Genomic DNA, 15,629 nt, shown 5'->3' on the forward strand with positions numbered 1-15,629 from the left:
CTCGCAATGAAAGCCAAGGCCACGCTGTCGGTTCTTCTTGCCGGCCTGCTGGCGGCCGCTGCGCTTGTCGCGGCAGCACCGGCCCGGGCGCAGCAGCAGGCCCCCGAGACATTGACGGGCACGCTCGCCAAGGTGCGCGAGACCGGCGCCATCGCCATCGGCTACCGCGAGTCGTCGGTGCCGTTCTCGTTTCTCAACGCACGCGGCGAACCCGTCGGCTATTCGATCGAACTCTGCCGCGCGCTGGTCACGGCCATCGAGGACGCGGTGAACAAGAGCCTTGCGATCAAGTGGGTGCCGGTGACCTCCGACTCGCGCATCGATGCGGTCGTGAGCGGCGCGGTCGATCTCGAATGCGGCTCGACCACCAACAACCTCGAGCGGCAGAAGCGCGTGAGCTTCTCGCCCACGATGTTCGTCTCGGGCACCAAGGTGCTGGTGAAGAAGGGATCGCCGATCAAGTCGTTCCGCGACCTGGCGGGCAAGCGGGTGGCGGTGACCGCGGGCACCACCAACGAGAAGACGCTGCGCGAGCTGTCGCAGAAGTTCAGGCTCGGCATCCGATTGCTGGTGGCGCGCGACCACGCCGACTCCTTCGGGCTCGTGAAAAACGGCGAGGCCGATGCCTTTGCCACCGACGACGTGCTGCTCTACGGCCTGATCGCGCGCGACGCCGCCAAGGCCGAGTACGAGGTCGTCGGCGACTACCTCTCCTACGACCCCTACGGCATCATGTACCGCAAGGGCGATTCGCAGCTGGGCAAGGTGGTCAACGACACCTTCCAGGTGCTGGCGGAGGACGGCGAGATTGAACGCCAGTACAAGCGCTGGTTCCTGCGCAAGCTGCCCACGGGCGAGAGCATCAACCTGCCGATGAGCGCGCAGCTGGAAGCGATCATCCAGACGATGTCGGTGAAGGCGGAGTAGCCGGCCCCGCAACTACCCCGCAGGCCAATCCTGGCGGCAGGTCCGGCGCAGTGCGCAGCAGTTCAGGCGCCGGCGAGTTCGTCCGCGCGGGCTTGCGCAGCGGCGAAATCGAGGTCGCCCGAATAGATGGCCCGGCCGCAGATCACGCCTTCGACGCCTTCGGACTCGACCGCGCAGAGCTGGTCGATGTCGGCCATGTTCGACAGGCCGCCCGAGGCGATCACCGGAATGGTCAATGCCTGCGCCAGCTTGACGGTGGCGTCGATGTTGATGCCCGAGAGCATGCCGTCGCGGCCGATGTCGGTGTAGATGATCGATTCGACGCCGTAGTCCTCGAATTTCTTGCCCAGGTCGGCCACCTCGTGGCCCGTGAGCTTGCTCCAGCCGTCGGTGGCCACCTTGCCGTCCCTGGCGTCGAGGCCCACGATGATGTGGCCGCCGAAAGCCACGCAGGCGTCCTTCAGGAAGCCAGGGTTCTTGACCGCGGCGGTGCCGATGATCACGTAGCGCAGGCCGTCGTCGATGTAGCGCTCGATGGTGTCCAGGTCGCGGATGCCGCCGCCCAGCTGCACAGGGATGTCGTCGCCGACTTCCTTCAGGATCGCCTTGATGGCCGCGTGGTTCTGCGGCTTGCCGGCGAAGGCCCCATTCAGATCGACCAGGTGCAGCCGCCGCGCGCCGGCCTGGACCCACTTGCGGGCCATGGCGGCGGGGTCTTCGCTGAAGATGGTGGACTGGTCCATGTCGCCCTGTTTGAGGCGAACGCAGTGGCCGTCTTTGAGATCAATGGCGGGAATGAGGAGCATGGAAGTGACGCGAGTGTGCGGAATCCGGGCTGAAGAAAGTTCGGCCCGGGCGGAAATATAAGGTCAGGGATTCCAGTGGAGGAAATTTCGGTAGAGCTGCAACCCATGGTCCGCACTCTTCTCCGGGTGGAACTGGGTGGCAAAAATGTTATCGCGTGCGACGGCGGCGGTAAAGCATGCGCCGTAATCGGCCTCGCCCACGCTGTGCCGGCTGTCGGCCGGCCGGGCATAGAAGCTGTGCACGAAATAGAAATAGCTCATGTCGGGCACGCCCGCCCACACGGGGTGCGGCTGGGCCTGGCGCACCTGGTTCCAGCCCATCTGCGGCACCTTGAAGCGGCTGCCGTCGGGCTGCAGGCGGCCCGCGAGGTCGAACTTGACGACCTCGCCCGGAATCAGGCCGAGCCCGTCGGTCGGGCCTTCGTCGCTGCGCGACAGCAGCATCTGCATGCCCACGCACACGCCGAAGAGCGGCTTGCTCGCCGCGGCCTCGAGCACCGACTCCTGCAGGCCGGAGTCGCGCAGTTCGCGCATGCAGTCGGGCATCGCGCCCTGGCCCGGCAGCACCACGCGGGTGGCCTTGCGCACCACCTCGGGATCGGAGGTGACGAAGACCTGCACGCCCACCTGGTCGGCCGCGTGCTGCACGGCCTGCGAGACGGAGCGCAGGTTGCCCATGCCGTAGTCGACCACGGCGACGGTATTTGCTGCAGATTTCATGGCTTGGCGGCGATGGCGTTCAGAGCGAGCCCTTGGTCGAAGGAATGACGCCCACGGAGCGTGGATCGAGTTCGAGCGCGCCGCGCAGCGCGCGCGCAAAGGCCTTGAACACGGTTTCGCACTGGTGGTGCGCGTTGACACCCTTCAGGTTGTCGATGTGCAGCGTGACGAAGGCGTGATTGGCGAAGCCCTGGAAGAACTCGTAGGTGAGCTGGCTGTCGAAGGTGCCGATCATGCCGCTGGTGAACGGCACGTGCATCACCAGGCCCGGGCGGCCCGAGAAGTCGATGACGACGCGGCTCAGCGCTTCATCGAGCGGCACGTAGGCGTGCCCGTAGCGGCGGATGCCCTTCTTGTCGCCCACGGCCTTGGCCACCGCCTGGCCCAGCGTGATGCCCACGTCTTCGACAGTGTGGTGGCCGTCGATGTGCAGGTCGCCCTGGCAGTCGATCTCGAGGTCGATCAGGCCGTGGCGCGCGATCTGGTCGAGCATGTGGTCGAAGAAGCCGATGCCCGTGGAGAGCCTGGCCTTGCCCGTGCCGTCCAGGTTGACGCTGACGGTGATCTTCGTCTCGGCGGTGTTGCGAGTAACCGATGCGATGCGATCGGCATTCTGGGGGGTAGTCATAGTGAGGCTTCGAGTGCCGCGAGCATCCGCGCATTCTCGTCGGCCGTTCCGACGGTGAGGCGCAGGCAGTTTGCGAGCAGTTCGTGCATTTTAGAAACGTTCTTCACAAGAATCCCGCGCGCTTTCATGCCCTCGAAGGCCTTGGCGGCATCGGGCACGCGCACGAGGATCATGTTGGCGTCGCTCGGCCAGGCCTTCACGCCCGGCAGGCGGCCCAATCCCATCATGAGGCGATGGCGCTCGTCGCGGATCTGCCGCGCCTGGGCCTCGAACACCTCGGCATGCTCGAGCGCGAACAGTGCGCATTCGCAATTGAGCACGCTGACGTTGTAGGGCGGGCGCACCTTGTCGATCTGGGCGACCAGCGCGGCCGGGCCCATGAGATAGCCAAGGCGGATGCCGGCCAGGCCGAACTTGCTGAGCGTACGCATCAGCAGCACATGGCCATGCCGCGCGATGCGGTCGATGTAGCTGCGGGCGGCAAAGGGCTGGTAGGCCTCGTCGATCACCACCAGGCCGCCCTGTGCGCCCTGGGCCTGCACGATCTTCTCGATGGCGGCATCGTCCCAGAGGTTGGCGGTGGGGTTGTTCGGGTACGCCAGGTACACGATGGCTGGCTTCTCGCGCGCGATGGCCGACAGCATTGCCGCCTCGTCGAGTTCGAAATCGGCCGTGAGCGGCACGCCGACAAAGCGCAGGCCCTGCAGCTTCGCGCTCATGGCGTACATCACGAAGCCCGGCACGGGCGCGAGCACCGTGGCGCCGGGCACGTCGCAGGCAATGGCGAGCAGTGAGATCAGTTCGTCGGAGCCATTGCCCAGCATCAGCGAAAAACCTTCGGGCATTTGCGCGTGCGCGGCCAGCGCGCGCTGCAGGTCGGCGCCGCGCTCGCCCGGATAGCGGTTGAGCGCCAGCGCGCCGAGCCGCGCGCCGAGCTCGGCCTGCAATGCGGGCGGCAGGCCGAAGGGGTTCTCCATGGCGTCGAGCTTGACGAAGCCGCGTGCGTCCTGCACCGCATAGGCATGCATGGACTGCACGTCGGAGCGGATGCGGTCGATCGGGCGGGCGGCAGGAGGGGAAGTTGTCATCGGGTGCAGCGGTAGCTGTTTCGGAGGGCGCCGGACATGACCAGTTGCACGGGCATGTCGGCTTCGTAGCTGTCGGCGTTGCGGGTCAGCTCGGCTTGATAGAGGGAACGCGCCATCGAAGGCTCCAGCCGCCGGCCGTCGATGCAGAAGACCGGCTTCTGGCCGTTGCGCTGCGAGGCTTCCACGCCTTCGCGCAGGCCTTCGAGCACGCCGACGAGGTAATAGCCCGCGTACGCCTTGCCGTCCTTTTCGCTGGCTTCCAGCGTGCGCAGTTCGCGGATGCTCATGGCATGTGCCGCGCTGGCAGCCGCAAGCACCAGCAGCCATGCCGCGGCACGCGAAAAATGAAAACGGCGTCGCGCCATCCTGCTTGCTCCTGGCGAAAGTGGAACGGTCGTCAGATCCCGCGCAGGCGCATGCGCGCCGCCTCGGCGTGCGCCTGCAGGCCCTCGCCTTCGGCCAGCGTGACGGCAATGGGGCCGAGCACCTGCGCGCCGGCCTCGCTGACCTCGATCAGGCTCGAACGCTTCTGGAAATCGTAGACGCCCAGCGGGCTCGAGAAACGCGCCGTGCCGCTGGTCGGCAGCACGTGGTTGGGGCCCGCGCAATAGTCGCCGAGGCTCTCGCTGGTGAAGGCGCCGAGGAAGATCGCGCCCGCGTGGCGCAGCAAGGGCTCCCAGCGCTGCGGCTCGCTGCTGCTGACTTCGAGGTGCTCCGGTGCGATGCGGTTGCTGATCTCGCAGGCTTCTTCCATGCTCTTCGTGTGGATGAGCGCGCCGCGGCCGTTGAGCGAAGCCGCGATGATTTCGGCGCGCGGCATGCCGGGCAGGAGGCGGTCGATCTCCGCCTGCACGCGGTCGATGTACGCCGCGTCGGGGCACAGCAGGATGCTTTGCGCGAGCTCGTCGTGCTCGGCCTGGCTGAACAGGTCCATCGCCACCCAGTCGGGCGGCGTGCTGCCGTCGGCCAGCACGAGGATCTCGCTCGGCCCCGCGATCATGTCGATGCCCACGGTGCCGAACACGCGGCGCTTGGCCGCGGCCACGTAGGCGTTGCCAGGGCCGGTGATCTTGTCGACCGCCGGGATGGTGGCGGTGCCGTAGGCCAGCGCGGCCACGGCCTGCGCGCCGCCGATGGTGAAGGCGCGGGTGACGCCGGCCACGTAGGCGGCGGCGAGCACGAGCTGGTTCTTCTGTCCCCTGGGCGTAGGCACGACCATGATGATTTCAGCCACGCCGGCAACGTGCGCGGGAATGGCATTCATCAGCACGCTCGACGGATAGGCGGCCTTGCCGCCCGGCACGTAGATGCCGACGCGATCGAGCTGCGTGACCTTCTGGCCGAGCAGCGTGCCGTCGGCGTCGCGGTAGCTCCAGCTCTCGCCGCTCGCCTTCTTCTGGGCCTCGTGGTAGCTGCGCACGCGGCGCGCGGCGGCTTCGAGGGCGTCGCGCTGCGCGGCGGGCAGTGCCTCGAAGGCGGCCTTCAGTTCGGCCTGCGTCAGCTCCAGTTCGAGCAGCGTCTTGGCGTCCAGCTTGTCGAAGCGGTTCGTGTATTCCAGCACCGCCTCGTCCCCGCGCTTCTGCACATCGGCCAGGATGTCGGCCACCACTTTCTCGATGGCCGCATCGGCATCCGCGGACCAGTGCAGCCGCGCCTTGAATTCAGCGTCGAAGCCGGCTGAAGCCGTGGAGAGGCGGACGGGGGCTGCTTTCGGAGTCATGAGGTTCAGGCGGAAGGAATGGCCGACGCGAAGGCGTCGATGATGCGGCGGATCGGCTCGCGCTTGAGCTTGAGCGCGGCCTGGTTGACGACCAGGCGCGCGCTGATGTCCATGATGCGCTCGACCTCGACCAGGTGATTGGCCTTGAGCGTGTTGCCGGTCGAAACCAGGTCGACGATGGCATCGGCCAGGCCGGTGAGCGGCGCGAGTTCCATGCTGCCGTAGAGCTTGATCAGGTCGACGTGCACGCCCTTGCTCGCGAAAAACTCGCGCGCCAGGCCCACGTACTTGGTGGCGACCCGCAGGCGCGAGCCCTGTTTCACGGCCGAGGCGTAGTCGTAGTCGGCGCGCACCGCCACGCTGAGGCGGCAGGCCGCAATGCGCAGGTCGAGCGGCTGGTACAGGCCCTGGTTCCCGTGCTCGAGCAGCACGTCGAAACCGGTCACGCCGAGGTCGGCGCCGCCGTACTGCACGTAGGTGGGCACGTCGGAGGCGCGCACCAGCACCACGCGCACGTCGGGCCGGCTGGTGGCCAGGATCAGCTTGCGCGATTTTTCGGGGTCTTCGGTGACCTCGATGCCGGCTGCGGCCAGCAGGGGCATCGTCTCTTCGAAGATGCGGCCCTTCGAGAGCGCCAGGGTGATCATGCGGCGGCTCCCGAAATGCGTTCGATGTCGGCACCCAGGCCGCGCAGCTTGGCTTCCATGCGGTCGTAGCCGCGGTCCAGGTGGTAGATGCGGTCGACCAGCGTCTCGCCGTCGGCCACGAGCCCGGCGATCACGAGGCTGGCCGAGGCGCGCAGGTCGGTGGCCATCACGGTGGCGCCCGAAAGCTGGGGCACGCCCTCGACCATCGCCACCTTGCCCTCGACGTGGATCGTGGCGCCCAGGCGCACCATCTCGTTCACGTGCATGAAGCGGTTCTCGAAGATGGTTTCGGTGACCATCGAGGCGCCGCGCGCGATCACGTTCAGGGCCATGAACTGGGCCTGCATGTCGGTCGGAAAACCCGGGTACTCGGTGGTGCTGAAGCTCTGCGCCTTGAGGTGCTCGCAGGCCGGGGCCCTGGAGCTGATGCGCACACCGCCCTCTTCCGGCGCGACCGTGCAGCCGGCATCGCGCAGCTTGTCGATCACGGCGTCCATGTGGTCGGCCCGCGCATGGCGCAGGAATACGTCGCCGCCCGTGGCTGCGACGGCGCACAGGAAGGTGCCGGCCTCGATGCGGTCGGCCACCACGGCGTGCTCGCAGCCGTGCAGCTTCTCGACGCCCTGGATGCGGATGTGGCTGGTGCCGTGGCCTTCGATCTTCGCGCCCATGCGGATCAGCATTTCGGCCAGGTCGACGATCTCGGGCTCCTGCGCGGCGTTTTCGAGCAGCGTTTCGCCCTCGGCCAGCGCGGCCGCCATGAGGAAGTTCTCGGTGCCGGTGACGGTGACCATGTCGGTCAGGATGCGAGCGCCCTTCAGGCGGGTGCGGCCCGCCGGCAGGCTCGCGATCATGTAGCCGTGCTCGACCACGATCTCGGCGCCCATGGCCTGCAGGCCCTTGATGTGCTGGTCGACCGGCCGCGAGCCGATGGCGCAGCCGCCCGGCAGCGAGACCTTGGCGTGGCCGAAGCGCGCGAGCAGCGGGCCCAGCGCCAGCACGGAGGCGCGCATGGTCTTCACCAGTTCGTAGGGCGCCTCGGGGTTGGTGAGATCGCCCGCATCGAGCCGCACCGTGCCGTTGCCGTCGCGCTCGGCCGCAACGCCCATGTTGCGCACCAGCTTGAGCATGGTCGACACGTCCTGCAGCCGCGGCACGTTGTGCAGCGTCACGGGCTGGTCGGTCAGCAGCGCGGCGCACAGTTCCGGCAAGGCTGCGTTCTTGGCGCCGGAAATGAGTACCTCGCCGCGGAGCTGGCGCCCGCCGCGAATCAGAAGTTTGTCCATCGAATTTCCAGCGAATCAGGGCCCGGGGGCCGGAGAGTTATTTTTCCAACGCCGCCCATTCGGCCGGCGTGTAGGTCTTCATCGAGAGCGCATGCACCTCGTCGGTATGCATTTTCGCACCCAGGGTGGCGTAGACCCGCTGATGGCGCTGAATGGCGCGCTTGCCCTCGAATTCGGCCGAGACGATGGTGGCGTACCAATGCCGGCCGTCGCCTTCGAGCGTGATGTGCTCGCAGGGAAGGTGGGACTGGATCAGGGCCTGGAGTTGTTCGGCGGTCATGGGAATTGAAAAGGGCCTTTCAGCCTCTGATTTTGTAGCCGATACGCAGCAAATGGACGGCAATGGCGCTCACCACCAGCCAGGCGGCACCGACGATGCCCAGGCTGAGCCAGGGCGAGGCGTCGCTCACGCCGAAGAAGCCGTAGCGGAAGCCGTCGATCATGTAGAAGAACGGGTTCAGGTGGCTCACGCCCTGCCAGAACGGCGGCAGCGAGCCGATCGAATAGAAAACGCCCGACAGAAAGGTCATGGGCATGATCAGGAAGTTCTGGAACACCGCCATCTGGTCGAACTTCTCGGCCCAGAGGCCGGCAATGAGCCCCAGCGTGCCGAGCATGGCGGAGCCCAGCAGCGCGAACACCAGGATCCAGATGGGCGCAACGAAGCTCGGCATGGCGAAGAAGATCGTGACCACGAACACGCCGAGCCCCACGGCCAGCCCGCGGATCACCGACGAGCCCACGTAGGCGAAGAACCAGCCCCAGTGCGACAGCGGCGTGAGCAGCACGAACACCAGGTTGCCCATGATCTTGCTCTGGATGATCGAGGACGAGCTGTTGGCAAAGGCGTTCTGCAGCACGCTCATCATCACCAGGCCCGGCACCAGGAAGGCGGTGTAGCCGACCGAACCGTAGACCTTCACATGGTCTTCGAGCACATGGCCGAACACCATCAGGTAGAGCAGCGCCGTGAGCACCGGCGCGCCCACCGTCTGGAAACCGACCTTCCAGAAGCGCAGCGTCTCCTTGTAGAGCAGCGCGCGCCAACCAGTGACGGCCATCATAGGGCCCCCTTGCTCGGCACTGCGTGTCCTCGCTTCCCCCCGAGGGGGAGCTTCGCTTGCTTGGGGCGGCCCGGCGCGGCGCTCATCTCGCAACCTCCAGCGGCGTCTGCTCGCCCGCCATCAGGTCGATGAACACGTCTTCCAGGTCGGCCTTGCGCATTTCCACGTCTTCCACCGCCACGCCGGCTTCGCGGATCGCGGCCAGCAGTTGTTCGACTTCATGGGCGTTCTGCGCCGGCAATTGCACGATGCGCCCGGTGATGCGCGCATGCTGGGCAATGGCCCAGGGCAGCATCGCATCGGTCTTGAATCGCAGCACGTTGCTGGCGGCCGACTTCAAGAGCTCGCTGGTGCGGTCCAGGGCGATCACCTTGCCGAGCTTGAGCATCGCGATGCGGCTGCACAGCGCTTCGGCTTCCTCGAGGTAATGGGTGGTGAGCAGCACGGTGCTGCCCTCTTTGTTGAGCCTGGCGACAAACTGCCAGAGCGTCTGGCGCAACTCGACGTCGACCCCGGCGGTGGGCTCGTCCAGCACGATGACGGGCGGCTTGTGCACCAGCGCCTGCGCCACCAGCACCCGGCGCTTCATGCCGCCCGAGAGCTGGCGCATGTTGGCCGTGGCCTTGTCGGCCAGGCCCAGGCTCTGCAGCAGTTCGTCGATCCAGGCCTCGTTGTTCTTGATGCCGAAGTAGCCCGACTGGATGCGCAGCGATTCCCGCACGTTGAAGAAGGGGTCGAACACCAGCTCCTGCGGCACGATGCCGAGCTGGCGCCGGGCCTCGGCATAGTCGCGCTGCACGTCGAAGCCATGGACGCTGATGGCGCCGGCCGTGGGGCGCGACAGGCCCGCCAGCATGCTGATGAGCGTGGTCTTGCCCGCGCCATTGGGCCCGAGCAGGCCGAAGAACTCGCCCGGCTCGATCTGGAAGCTGACCTCGTCGACGGCGCGCAGCCCCTGCTTGCCTTGGGCCCGCTGTTGTCTGGAGGGAGGGTAGGTCTTGGAGACCGATTGGAATGAGATCGCGGGCATGGGAGCCGGCGATTTTACGGGCCTGCCCTGCAGGCCGCTTGGCGACGGCCGGATGCCCTGACGCGGCCGCTGCCGGGCCGCCCGGCGATCAGGGTGCCGCCGGCAGGAGCCCCGCGATGCCGTAGAGCGCGGCCAGTTCGCGCAGCCGCGGCGACAGCCCCTTGACCGCAAAGCCGCGGCCGAGCGCGCTGGATTCGCGGCGGCACTCCAGCAGCACCGCCAAGGCCGAGGAATCGAACTGCGCCAGCGCGCTGGCGTCCACCACGGTGGATGTGTCGGCCTGTCCCGCCAGCCCCTGCTGCAGCATGCGCATGCAGGCCGGGGCTTCGTCGTGGGTGAGTTTGGAGGGCAGGACCAGCATGGCCTCAGCTCTTGCCGTTGTTGCCCTTGTTGCGCGCCGCCAGCGCTGCAATCAGGCCGTCGATGCCGCGGGCGTTGATTTCCTGCGAGAACTGGGTGCGGTAGGTGTCGACCAGCCAGACGCCCAGCACATTGAGGTTGTAGACCTTCCAGCCGCCGCCCTGGCCGGGCGTTTTCTCGAGGCGGTAGTCGAGCTGCACCGGATCGCCGCGGCCCTTGACCTCGGTACGAACCAGCACTTCGGTATCTTCAGGCGACCCGCGGAACGGACGGACCGTGACGGTCTGGTCGCTCACCTGGTCGAGCGCGCCGGCGTAGGTGCGCACCAGCAGGGTCTTGAATTCTTCCTGCAGCCTCTTTTGCTGCTCAGGCGTGGCCTGTCGCCATGCCGGGCCAACGGCGGAAGCCGTCATGCGCTGGAAGTTGACGTTGGGCATGATCTTGCTGTCGACCAGCACCATGATCTTGTTGACGTCACCCGCCTTGATGGAGGTGTCGGCCTTGATGGTTTCGAGCACATCGGTCGACAAGCGCTTGACCAGCGCGTCGGGTGCTTCGTCGGCGGCATGGGCCGGGCGCACGAAAGCCGTGGCGGCACCAAAAAGCAGGGCGCTGGCCAGCATCAGGCGGCCAAAGCCGCGTCGTTGCAAGATTTTGTTGTTCATGGCTATCCCCTCAAGTTGAAAAATCCGCACGGCGCAAATTAAATTAAATCGCGCCTGCAGGAAAGAACGTGTTCGACAGGCGCCCGGCCGACCGGGTTCCTGAAGCGCAGGTGAAGCCTTGAAACCGTATGCAAGCGGCAAAACCGCCTGCCTGGCCCCGAAAAGTCTCCTTTCCGCGCCTTTTGTGCTTCTATTTTCCGCCTTCGTCGTCAGGCGGATTGCCGTCGTAGACGTCGTTGCGGCGGTGCTGCAGGAAGGCGTCGCGCGTGAAGGTGTACTTGTCGAGCGCCGCGTCGTCGAGCAGGCGACCGGCGCGCAGGTACTTGGCGCGCGTATCGACGGCCTCCAGGAATGACAGCGAATTGCGCCAGGCCACGTCGTTCATGTTGCCGAGCACGCTGCCGGCACGGTCCACCGGCAATGCGGCCGTATCGCGCAGGGTCGAGGGGCCGAACACCGGCAGCACCACGTAAGGGCCGGCACCCACGCCCCAGCGGCCGAGCGTCTGGCCGAAATCTTCCTCGTGGCGGTCGATGCCCGCTTCGGTGGCAATGTCCAGCAGACCGCCAAGGCCGAAGAAGGTGTTGACGTTGACGCGCATGAAGGTTTCGGCGCTGTTCTGCAGCTTGAGCTGGGCCACGCTGTTGACGAAGCTCCAGACGTCGCCCAGGTTGCCGAAGAAGTTGCCCACGCCGGTGCGCACCATCGAGGGCAGCACGCGCTGGTAGGCCGTGGCCACGGGCACGAGCACCGCGTCGTCGACCACGTCGTTGAAGCGGGTGACACCTCGGTTCATTGGCTCGAAGGGGTCGGCCGGATTGGCGTGGGGCCCGCTCGCGCAACCTGCAATGAGCGCGAGGGCGACTGCAACACTCGCCCAGCGGGCATGGCTTGCTATCCTATCGATAGCTAAAGACGGAAAAAGGCTTGTTTTCATTTCTTGTTGGCTGTTCCCGGCGTCGAAGTATTTCCCTCGGCCGCCTTGCTGTAGAGGAACTGGCTGATCAGGTTTTCCAGCACCACGGCCGATTGGGTCGCGGTGACGGTGTCGCCGGCTTGCAGGTTCTTCTCCTCGGCGCCCGCCTCGATCCCGATGTACTGCTCGCCGAGCAGGCCACTGGTCAGGATCTTGAGCGAACTGTCCTTGGGAAAACTGTAACGGTTTTGCAATGCCAGTGTGACGCTGGCCTGAAAGGACTTGTCGTCGAACGAGATGGATTCCACGCGGCCGACCACCACGCCTGCACTCTTGACCGCCGTTTGCGGCTTGAGCCCGCCGATGTTGTCGAAACGCGCGGTCACGTTGTAGGTCTTCTGGAAGTTCAGGCTCAGCAGATTGGCCGACTGCAGCGCGAGGAACAGCAGTGCCGCGCCGCCGATCAGGACGAACAGGCCGACCCAGATGTCGTTGTTGGAACGTTGCATGGTTTGCACTCTCTAGAACGATTGGAGCCGGGGCTCCTTCAAATACTGAACATCATGGCCGTGAGCAGGAAGTCGAGCCCGAGCACCGAGAGCGACGCCATCACCACGGTGCGCGTGGTCGCGCGCGACACGCCTTCGGGCGTGGGCTGGGCCTCGTAGCCCTGCAGCAGCGCGATGAAGGTCACGGTGAAACCGAACACGATGCTCTTGATCACGCCGTTGCCCACGTCGCGCCAGACGTCGACGCCACCCTGCATCTGGCCCCAGAACGCGCCCGGATCGACACCCAGCATCAGCACGCCCACCACGTAGCCGCCCATGATGCCGACCGCGCTGAACACGGCCGCCAGCAGCGGCATCGTGATGACGCCGGCCCAGAAACGCGGCGCAAGAATGCGCTGCACCGGGTCGACCGCCATCATTTCCATGGCGCTGAGCTGCTCGCCGGCCTTCATGAGGCCGATCTCCGCGGTGAGCGAGGTACCGGCGCGCCCCGTGAACAGCAAGGCCGCCACCACGGGCCCGAGTTCGCGCACCAGGCTCAATGCCACCAGCAGGCCGAGCGCCTCGGAAGAACCGTAGCGCTGCAATGCGTAGTACATCTGCAGGCCCAGCACGAAGCCGACGAAAAGCCCCGACACCGCAATGATGGCCAGCGAGTAGTTGCCCAAAAAATGGATCTGGTCGCGCACCAGCCCGAAGCGCTGCAAGCTTCGTGCCCCCTGCACCAGCAGGCGCAGGAACAGCTTGGCGCCGTAGCCCAGGTCGGCCAGCTTGCTGCGCACCGCAAAGCCGATGTCGGCGGGTTTCCACCAGCTCATGTCTGCCCCCGGTTCGGCGCTGCGCTCATGACCGCCCTCCTTCGTTGCCGAAATCTTCCTCGATGCCGACGACCGGGTAGTGGAAATGCACCGGCCCATCGGGCAAGGCATTGACGAACTGGTGAACCAATGGATCGGCGCTTTCCCGCACTTCGCTGGGCGTGCCCTGCGCGGCAATGCCGCCGTTGGCCAGGATGATCACGTGGTCGGCGATGCGGAAGGTTTCTTCGAGGTCGTGCGATACGACGATGCTGGTCAGCCCGAGCGTGTCGTTGAGCTGGCGGATCAGCCGCGCGGCCGTGCCCAGGGAAATCGGATCGAGGCCGGCAAACGGCTCGTCGTACATGACCAGATCGGGGTCGAGCGCAATGGCGCGCGCGAGAGCCACGCGCCTGGCCATGCCGCCGGACACTTCGCTGGGCATCAGGTCGCGCGCGCCGCGCAAGCCCACCGCGTCGAGCTTCATGAGCACGATGTCGCGCACCAGCGCTTCCGACAGCTGCGTGTGCTCGCGCAGCGGAAAGGCGACGTTGTCGAACACGCTCATGTCGGTGAACAAGGCACCGAACTGGAACAGCATGCCCATGCGCCGCCGCGCCTTGTACAACCCGGCCGCGTCGAACCTGCCGACGTCCTGGCCATCGAAAAGCACCTCGCCGCGCTGCGCCCGCTGCTGTCCGCCGATGAGCCGCAGCACGGTGGTCTTGCCGCCGCCCGAGGCGCCCATCAGCGCAGTCACCTTGCCGCGCGGCACGGCAAACGACACACCGCCGAGGATCGCCCGTGCGCCGTAGCCGAACGTGACGTCGCGGAACTCTACAAAGGGGTGTGGCAGTGGTGCGGCTGATTCCATCTCAATAAAAAAGCCGGGCACCTTCTCAGGCATCCCGGCATGCGGTTTCCGCGAATGATAGCGGGGCCGTGGCCGGCCCCGCAAAACTGAAACAAAAATCAGCGTGGCAAGTCGCTGAATCCCATCAGGAATTCATCCACCGAGCGCGCGGCCTGGCGGCCTTCCCGGATGGCCCACACAACCAGCGACTGCCCGCGGCGGATGTCGCCCGCTGCAAACACCTTCGGCACGTTGGTGGCATAGCCGCCGATGAAATCGACCGTGGCCTTGGCATTGCCGCGTGCATCCTTCTCGACGCCGAAGGCATCGAGCACGGTGGCCACGGGGCTCACGAAGCCCATGGCCAGCAGCACGAGGTCGGCCTTGAGGATCTGTTCGCTGCCGGCCACTTCCTGCATGCGACCGTCTTTCCACTCGACGCGCACGGTCTTGAGACCTGTGATCTTGCCCTTTTCGCCGATGAACTCCTTGGTGGAAATGGCGAACTCGCGCTCGCAGCCTTCTTCATGGCTGGAGCTGGTGCGCAGCTTGATCGGCCAGTAGGGCCAGGTCAGCGGGCGGTTTTCTTCCTCGGGCGGCTGCGGCATCAGTTCGAACTGGGTGACGCTGGCCGCGCCATGGCGGTTGCTGGTGCCCACGCAGTCGGAGCCGGTGTCGCCGCCGCCGATGACGATGACGTGCTTGCCGTCCGCGCGCAGCTGGCCCTTGACCTTGTCGCCCGCGTTGACGCGGTTCTGCTGCGGCAGGAACTCCATCGCGTAATGGATGCCGTCGAGGTCGCGGCCAGGCACCGGCAGGTCGCGCGACTGCTCGGCGCCGCCCGTGAGCACCACGGCGTCGAACTCTTTCTGCAGTTGCTCGGGCGTGACGGTTTCCTTGGCCAGGTTGGTGACCTTGGAACCCTTGCCCAGCGGATCCTTCGCGGCACCGACGATGACGCCGGTGCGGAAGCTCACGCCCTCGGCCTTCATCTGCTCGACGCGGCGGTCGATGTGGGTCTTCTCCATCTTGAAGTCGGGAATGCCGTAGCGCAGCAGGCCGCCGATGCGGTCGTTCTTCTCGAACAGTGTCACGTCGTGGCCCACGCGCGCGAGCTGCTGCGCCGCAGCCATGCCGGCCGGCCCCGAACCCACCACCGCCACCTTCTTGCCGGTCTTGTGCTTGGCAACGCGCGGCGCCACCCAGCCTTCGTCCCAGGCGCGGTCGATGATCGCGTGCTCCAAGGACTTGATGCCGACCGGGTCGTCGTTCACGTTGAGCACGCAGGCCGCCTCGCAGGGCGCGGGGCAGATGCGGCCGGTGAATTCCGGGAAGTTGTTGGTCGAATCGAGCACCGCGAAGGCGTTTTGCCAGTCGTTGCGGTACACGAGGTCGTTGAAGTCCGGAATGATGTTGTTGACCGGGCAGCCGCTGTTGCAGAACGGCGTGCCGCAGTCCATGCAGCGCGCACCCTGCACCTTGGCCTGCTCGGGCGTCAGGCCGACGATGAATTCCTTGTAGTGCCTGACTCGCTCGTCGACGGGCTTGTAGCCCTCCTCGATGCGCTCATGCTCCATGAAGCCGGTGATCTTTCCCATCGCGATTCCTTA

19 protein-coding genes are annotated in these 15,629 nt (G+C 66.2%); 1 reads left to right on the forward strand and 18 read right to left on the reverse strand.

All coding sequences use genetic code 11. The features are described 5' to 3' along the window. The first annotated feature begins 6 nt into the window (after positions 1 to 6). Positions 7 to 927, forward strand: a complete 921-nt coding sequence (locus tag QFZ47_RS07315; protein ID WP_307655011.1) for an amino acid ABC transporter substrate-binding protein — start codon at positions 7 to 9, stop codon at positions 925 to 927. A 62-nt stretch (positions 928 to 989) separates the two neighbouring features. On the opposite strand, the gene hisA is transcribed toward QFZ47_RS07315, so the two are convergent. From hisA to QFZ47_RS07405, 18 genes are all read right to left on the reverse strand, one after another. Beyond that, on the reverse strand, positions 990 to 1,733 hold the full coding sequence (gene hisA, locus QFZ47_RS07320; protein ID WP_307655012.1) for a 1-(5-phosphoribosyl)-5-[(5-phosphoribosylamino)methylideneamino]imidazole-4-carboxamide isomerase: 744 nt from the start codon (positions 1,731 to 1,733) through the stop codon (positions 990 to 992). Positions 1,734 to 1,796: 63 nt separating this feature from the next. After that, complete coding sequence (gene hisH / locus QFZ47_RS07325) at positions 1,797 to 2,453, reverse strand: imidazole glycerol phosphate synthase subunit HisH (RefSeq protein ID WP_307655013.1); 657 nt, start codon at positions 2,451 to 2,453, stop codon at positions 1,797 to 1,799. 19 nt (positions 2,454 to 2,472) lie between these two features. Continuing rightward, positions 2,473 to 3,081 carry an imidazoleglycerol-phosphate dehydratase HisB gene (gene hisB, locus QFZ47_RS07330; protein ID WP_307655014.1) on the reverse strand — a complete coding sequence of 203 codons (609 nt, stop codon included), beginning with the start codon at positions 3,079 to 3,081 and terminating at the stop codon, positions 2,473 to 2,475. Further along, positions 3,078 to 4,169: a histidinol-phosphate transaminase gene (hisC, locus tag QFZ47_RS07335; RefSeq protein ID WP_307655015.1), complete on the reverse strand. Its 1,092-nt coding sequence runs from the start codon at positions 4,167 to 4,169 to the stop codon at positions 3,078 to 3,080. The genes hisB and hisC overlap by 4 nt, the downstream gene beginning before the upstream one ends. Then, positions 4,166 to 4,534, reverse strand: coding sequence for a hypothetical protein (locus tag QFZ47_RS07340; protein WP_307655016.1), 369 nt, complete (start codon positions 4,532 to 4,534; stop codon positions 4,166 to 4,168). Before QFZ47_RS07340 ends, hisC begins: the two co-directional genes overlap by 4 nt. Positions 4,535 to 4,566: 32 nt before the next feature. Next, the gene (hisD, locus tag QFZ47_RS07345) at positions 4,567 to 5,889 is read right to left on the reverse strand and encodes a histidinol dehydrogenase (protein ID WP_307655017.1); all 1,323 of its coding nucleotides are present in this window, start codon (positions 5,887 to 5,889) and stop codon (positions 4,567 to 4,569) included. A gap of 5 nt (positions 5,890 to 5,894) precedes the next feature. Beyond that, positions 5,895 to 6,536, reverse strand: coding sequence for an ATP phosphoribosyltransferase (gene hisG, locus QFZ47_RS07350; protein ID WP_307655018.1), 642 nt, complete (start codon positions 6,534 to 6,536; stop codon positions 5,895 to 5,897). After that, positions 6,533 to 7,822: a UDP-N-acetylglucosamine 1-carboxyvinyltransferase gene (murA, locus tag QFZ47_RS07355; protein WP_307655019.1), complete on the reverse strand. Its 1,290-nt coding sequence runs from the start codon at positions 7,820 to 7,822 to the stop codon at positions 6,533 to 6,535. Before murA ends, hisG begins: the two co-directional genes overlap by 4 nt. 37 nt (positions 7,823 to 7,859) lie before the next feature. Next, positions 7,860 to 8,102, reverse strand: coding sequence for a BolA family protein (locus QFZ47_RS07360; RefSeq protein ID WP_012746311.1), 243 nt, complete (start codon positions 8,100 to 8,102; stop codon positions 7,860 to 7,862). Positions 8,103 to 8,121: 19 nt separating this feature from the next. Beyond that, positions 8,122 to 8,886 carry an ABC transporter permease gene (locus QFZ47_RS07365; RefSeq protein WP_307655020.1) on the reverse strand — a complete coding sequence of 255 codons (765 nt, stop codon included), beginning with the start codon at positions 8,884 to 8,886 and terminating at the stop codon, positions 8,122 to 8,124. Between the two features lie 82 nt (positions 8,887 to 8,968). Further along, positions 8,969 to 9,916 carry an ABC transporter ATP-binding protein gene (locus QFZ47_RS07370; protein ID WP_012746309.1) on the reverse strand — a complete coding sequence of 316 codons (948 nt, stop codon included), beginning with the start codon at positions 9,914 to 9,916 and terminating at the stop codon, positions 8,969 to 8,971. An 88-nt stretch (positions 9,917 to 10,004) separates the two neighbouring features. Beyond that, the gene (locus tag QFZ47_RS07375) at positions 10,005 to 10,277 is read right to left on the reverse strand and encodes an STAS domain-containing protein (RefSeq protein WP_307655021.1); all 273 of its coding nucleotides are present in this window, start codon (positions 10,275 to 10,277) and stop codon (positions 10,005 to 10,007) included. A gap of 4 nt (positions 10,278 to 10,281) precedes the next feature. Further along, positions 10,282 to 10,941 carry an MlaC/ttg2D family ABC transporter substrate-binding protein gene (locus QFZ47_RS07380; protein WP_307655022.1) on the reverse strand — a complete coding sequence of 220 codons (660 nt, stop codon included), beginning with the start codon at positions 10,939 to 10,941 and terminating at the stop codon, positions 10,282 to 10,284. Between the two features lie 190 nt (positions 10,942 to 11,131). Continuing rightward, a complete protein-coding gene (locus QFZ47_RS07385; RefSeq protein ID WP_307655023.1) occupies positions 11,132 to 11,878 on the reverse strand; it encodes an MlaA family lipoprotein in 747 nt (248 codons plus the stop codon). Next, positions 11,875 to 12,366: an outer membrane lipid asymmetry maintenance protein MlaD gene (gene mlaD, locus QFZ47_RS07390; RefSeq protein ID WP_307655024.1), complete on the reverse strand. Its 492-nt coding sequence runs from the start codon at positions 12,364 to 12,366 to the stop codon at positions 11,875 to 11,877. Before mlaD ends, QFZ47_RS07385 begins: the two co-directional genes overlap by 4 nt. A gap of 38 nt (positions 12,367 to 12,404) precedes the next feature. Continuing rightward, positions 12,405 to 13,187, reverse strand: coding sequence for a lipid asymmetry maintenance ABC transporter permease subunit MlaE (mlaE, locus tag QFZ47_RS07395; protein WP_018906525.1), 783 nt, complete (start codon positions 13,185 to 13,187; stop codon positions 12,405 to 12,407). Positions 13,188 to 13,212: 25 nt separating this feature from the next. Further along, positions 13,213 to 14,073, reverse strand: a complete 861-nt coding sequence (locus tag QFZ47_RS07400; RefSeq protein ID WP_307655025.1) for an ABC transporter ATP-binding protein — start codon at positions 14,071 to 14,073, stop codon at positions 13,213 to 13,215. Between the two features lie 65 nt (positions 14,074 to 14,138). Further along, positions 14,139 to 15,617 (reverse strand): glutamate synthase subunit beta, encoded by a 1,479-nt coding sequence (locus QFZ47_RS07405; protein WP_307655026.1) that lies wholly within the window; start codon positions 15,615 to 15,617, stop codon positions 14,139 to 14,141. Positions 15,618 to 15,629: the final 12 nt, after the last annotated feature.

Source organism: Variovorax paradoxus (assembly GCF_030815975.1).
GTDB lineage: Bacteria > Pseudomonadota > Gammaproteobacteria > Burkholderiales > Burkholderiaceae_C > Variovorax > Variovorax paradoxus_N.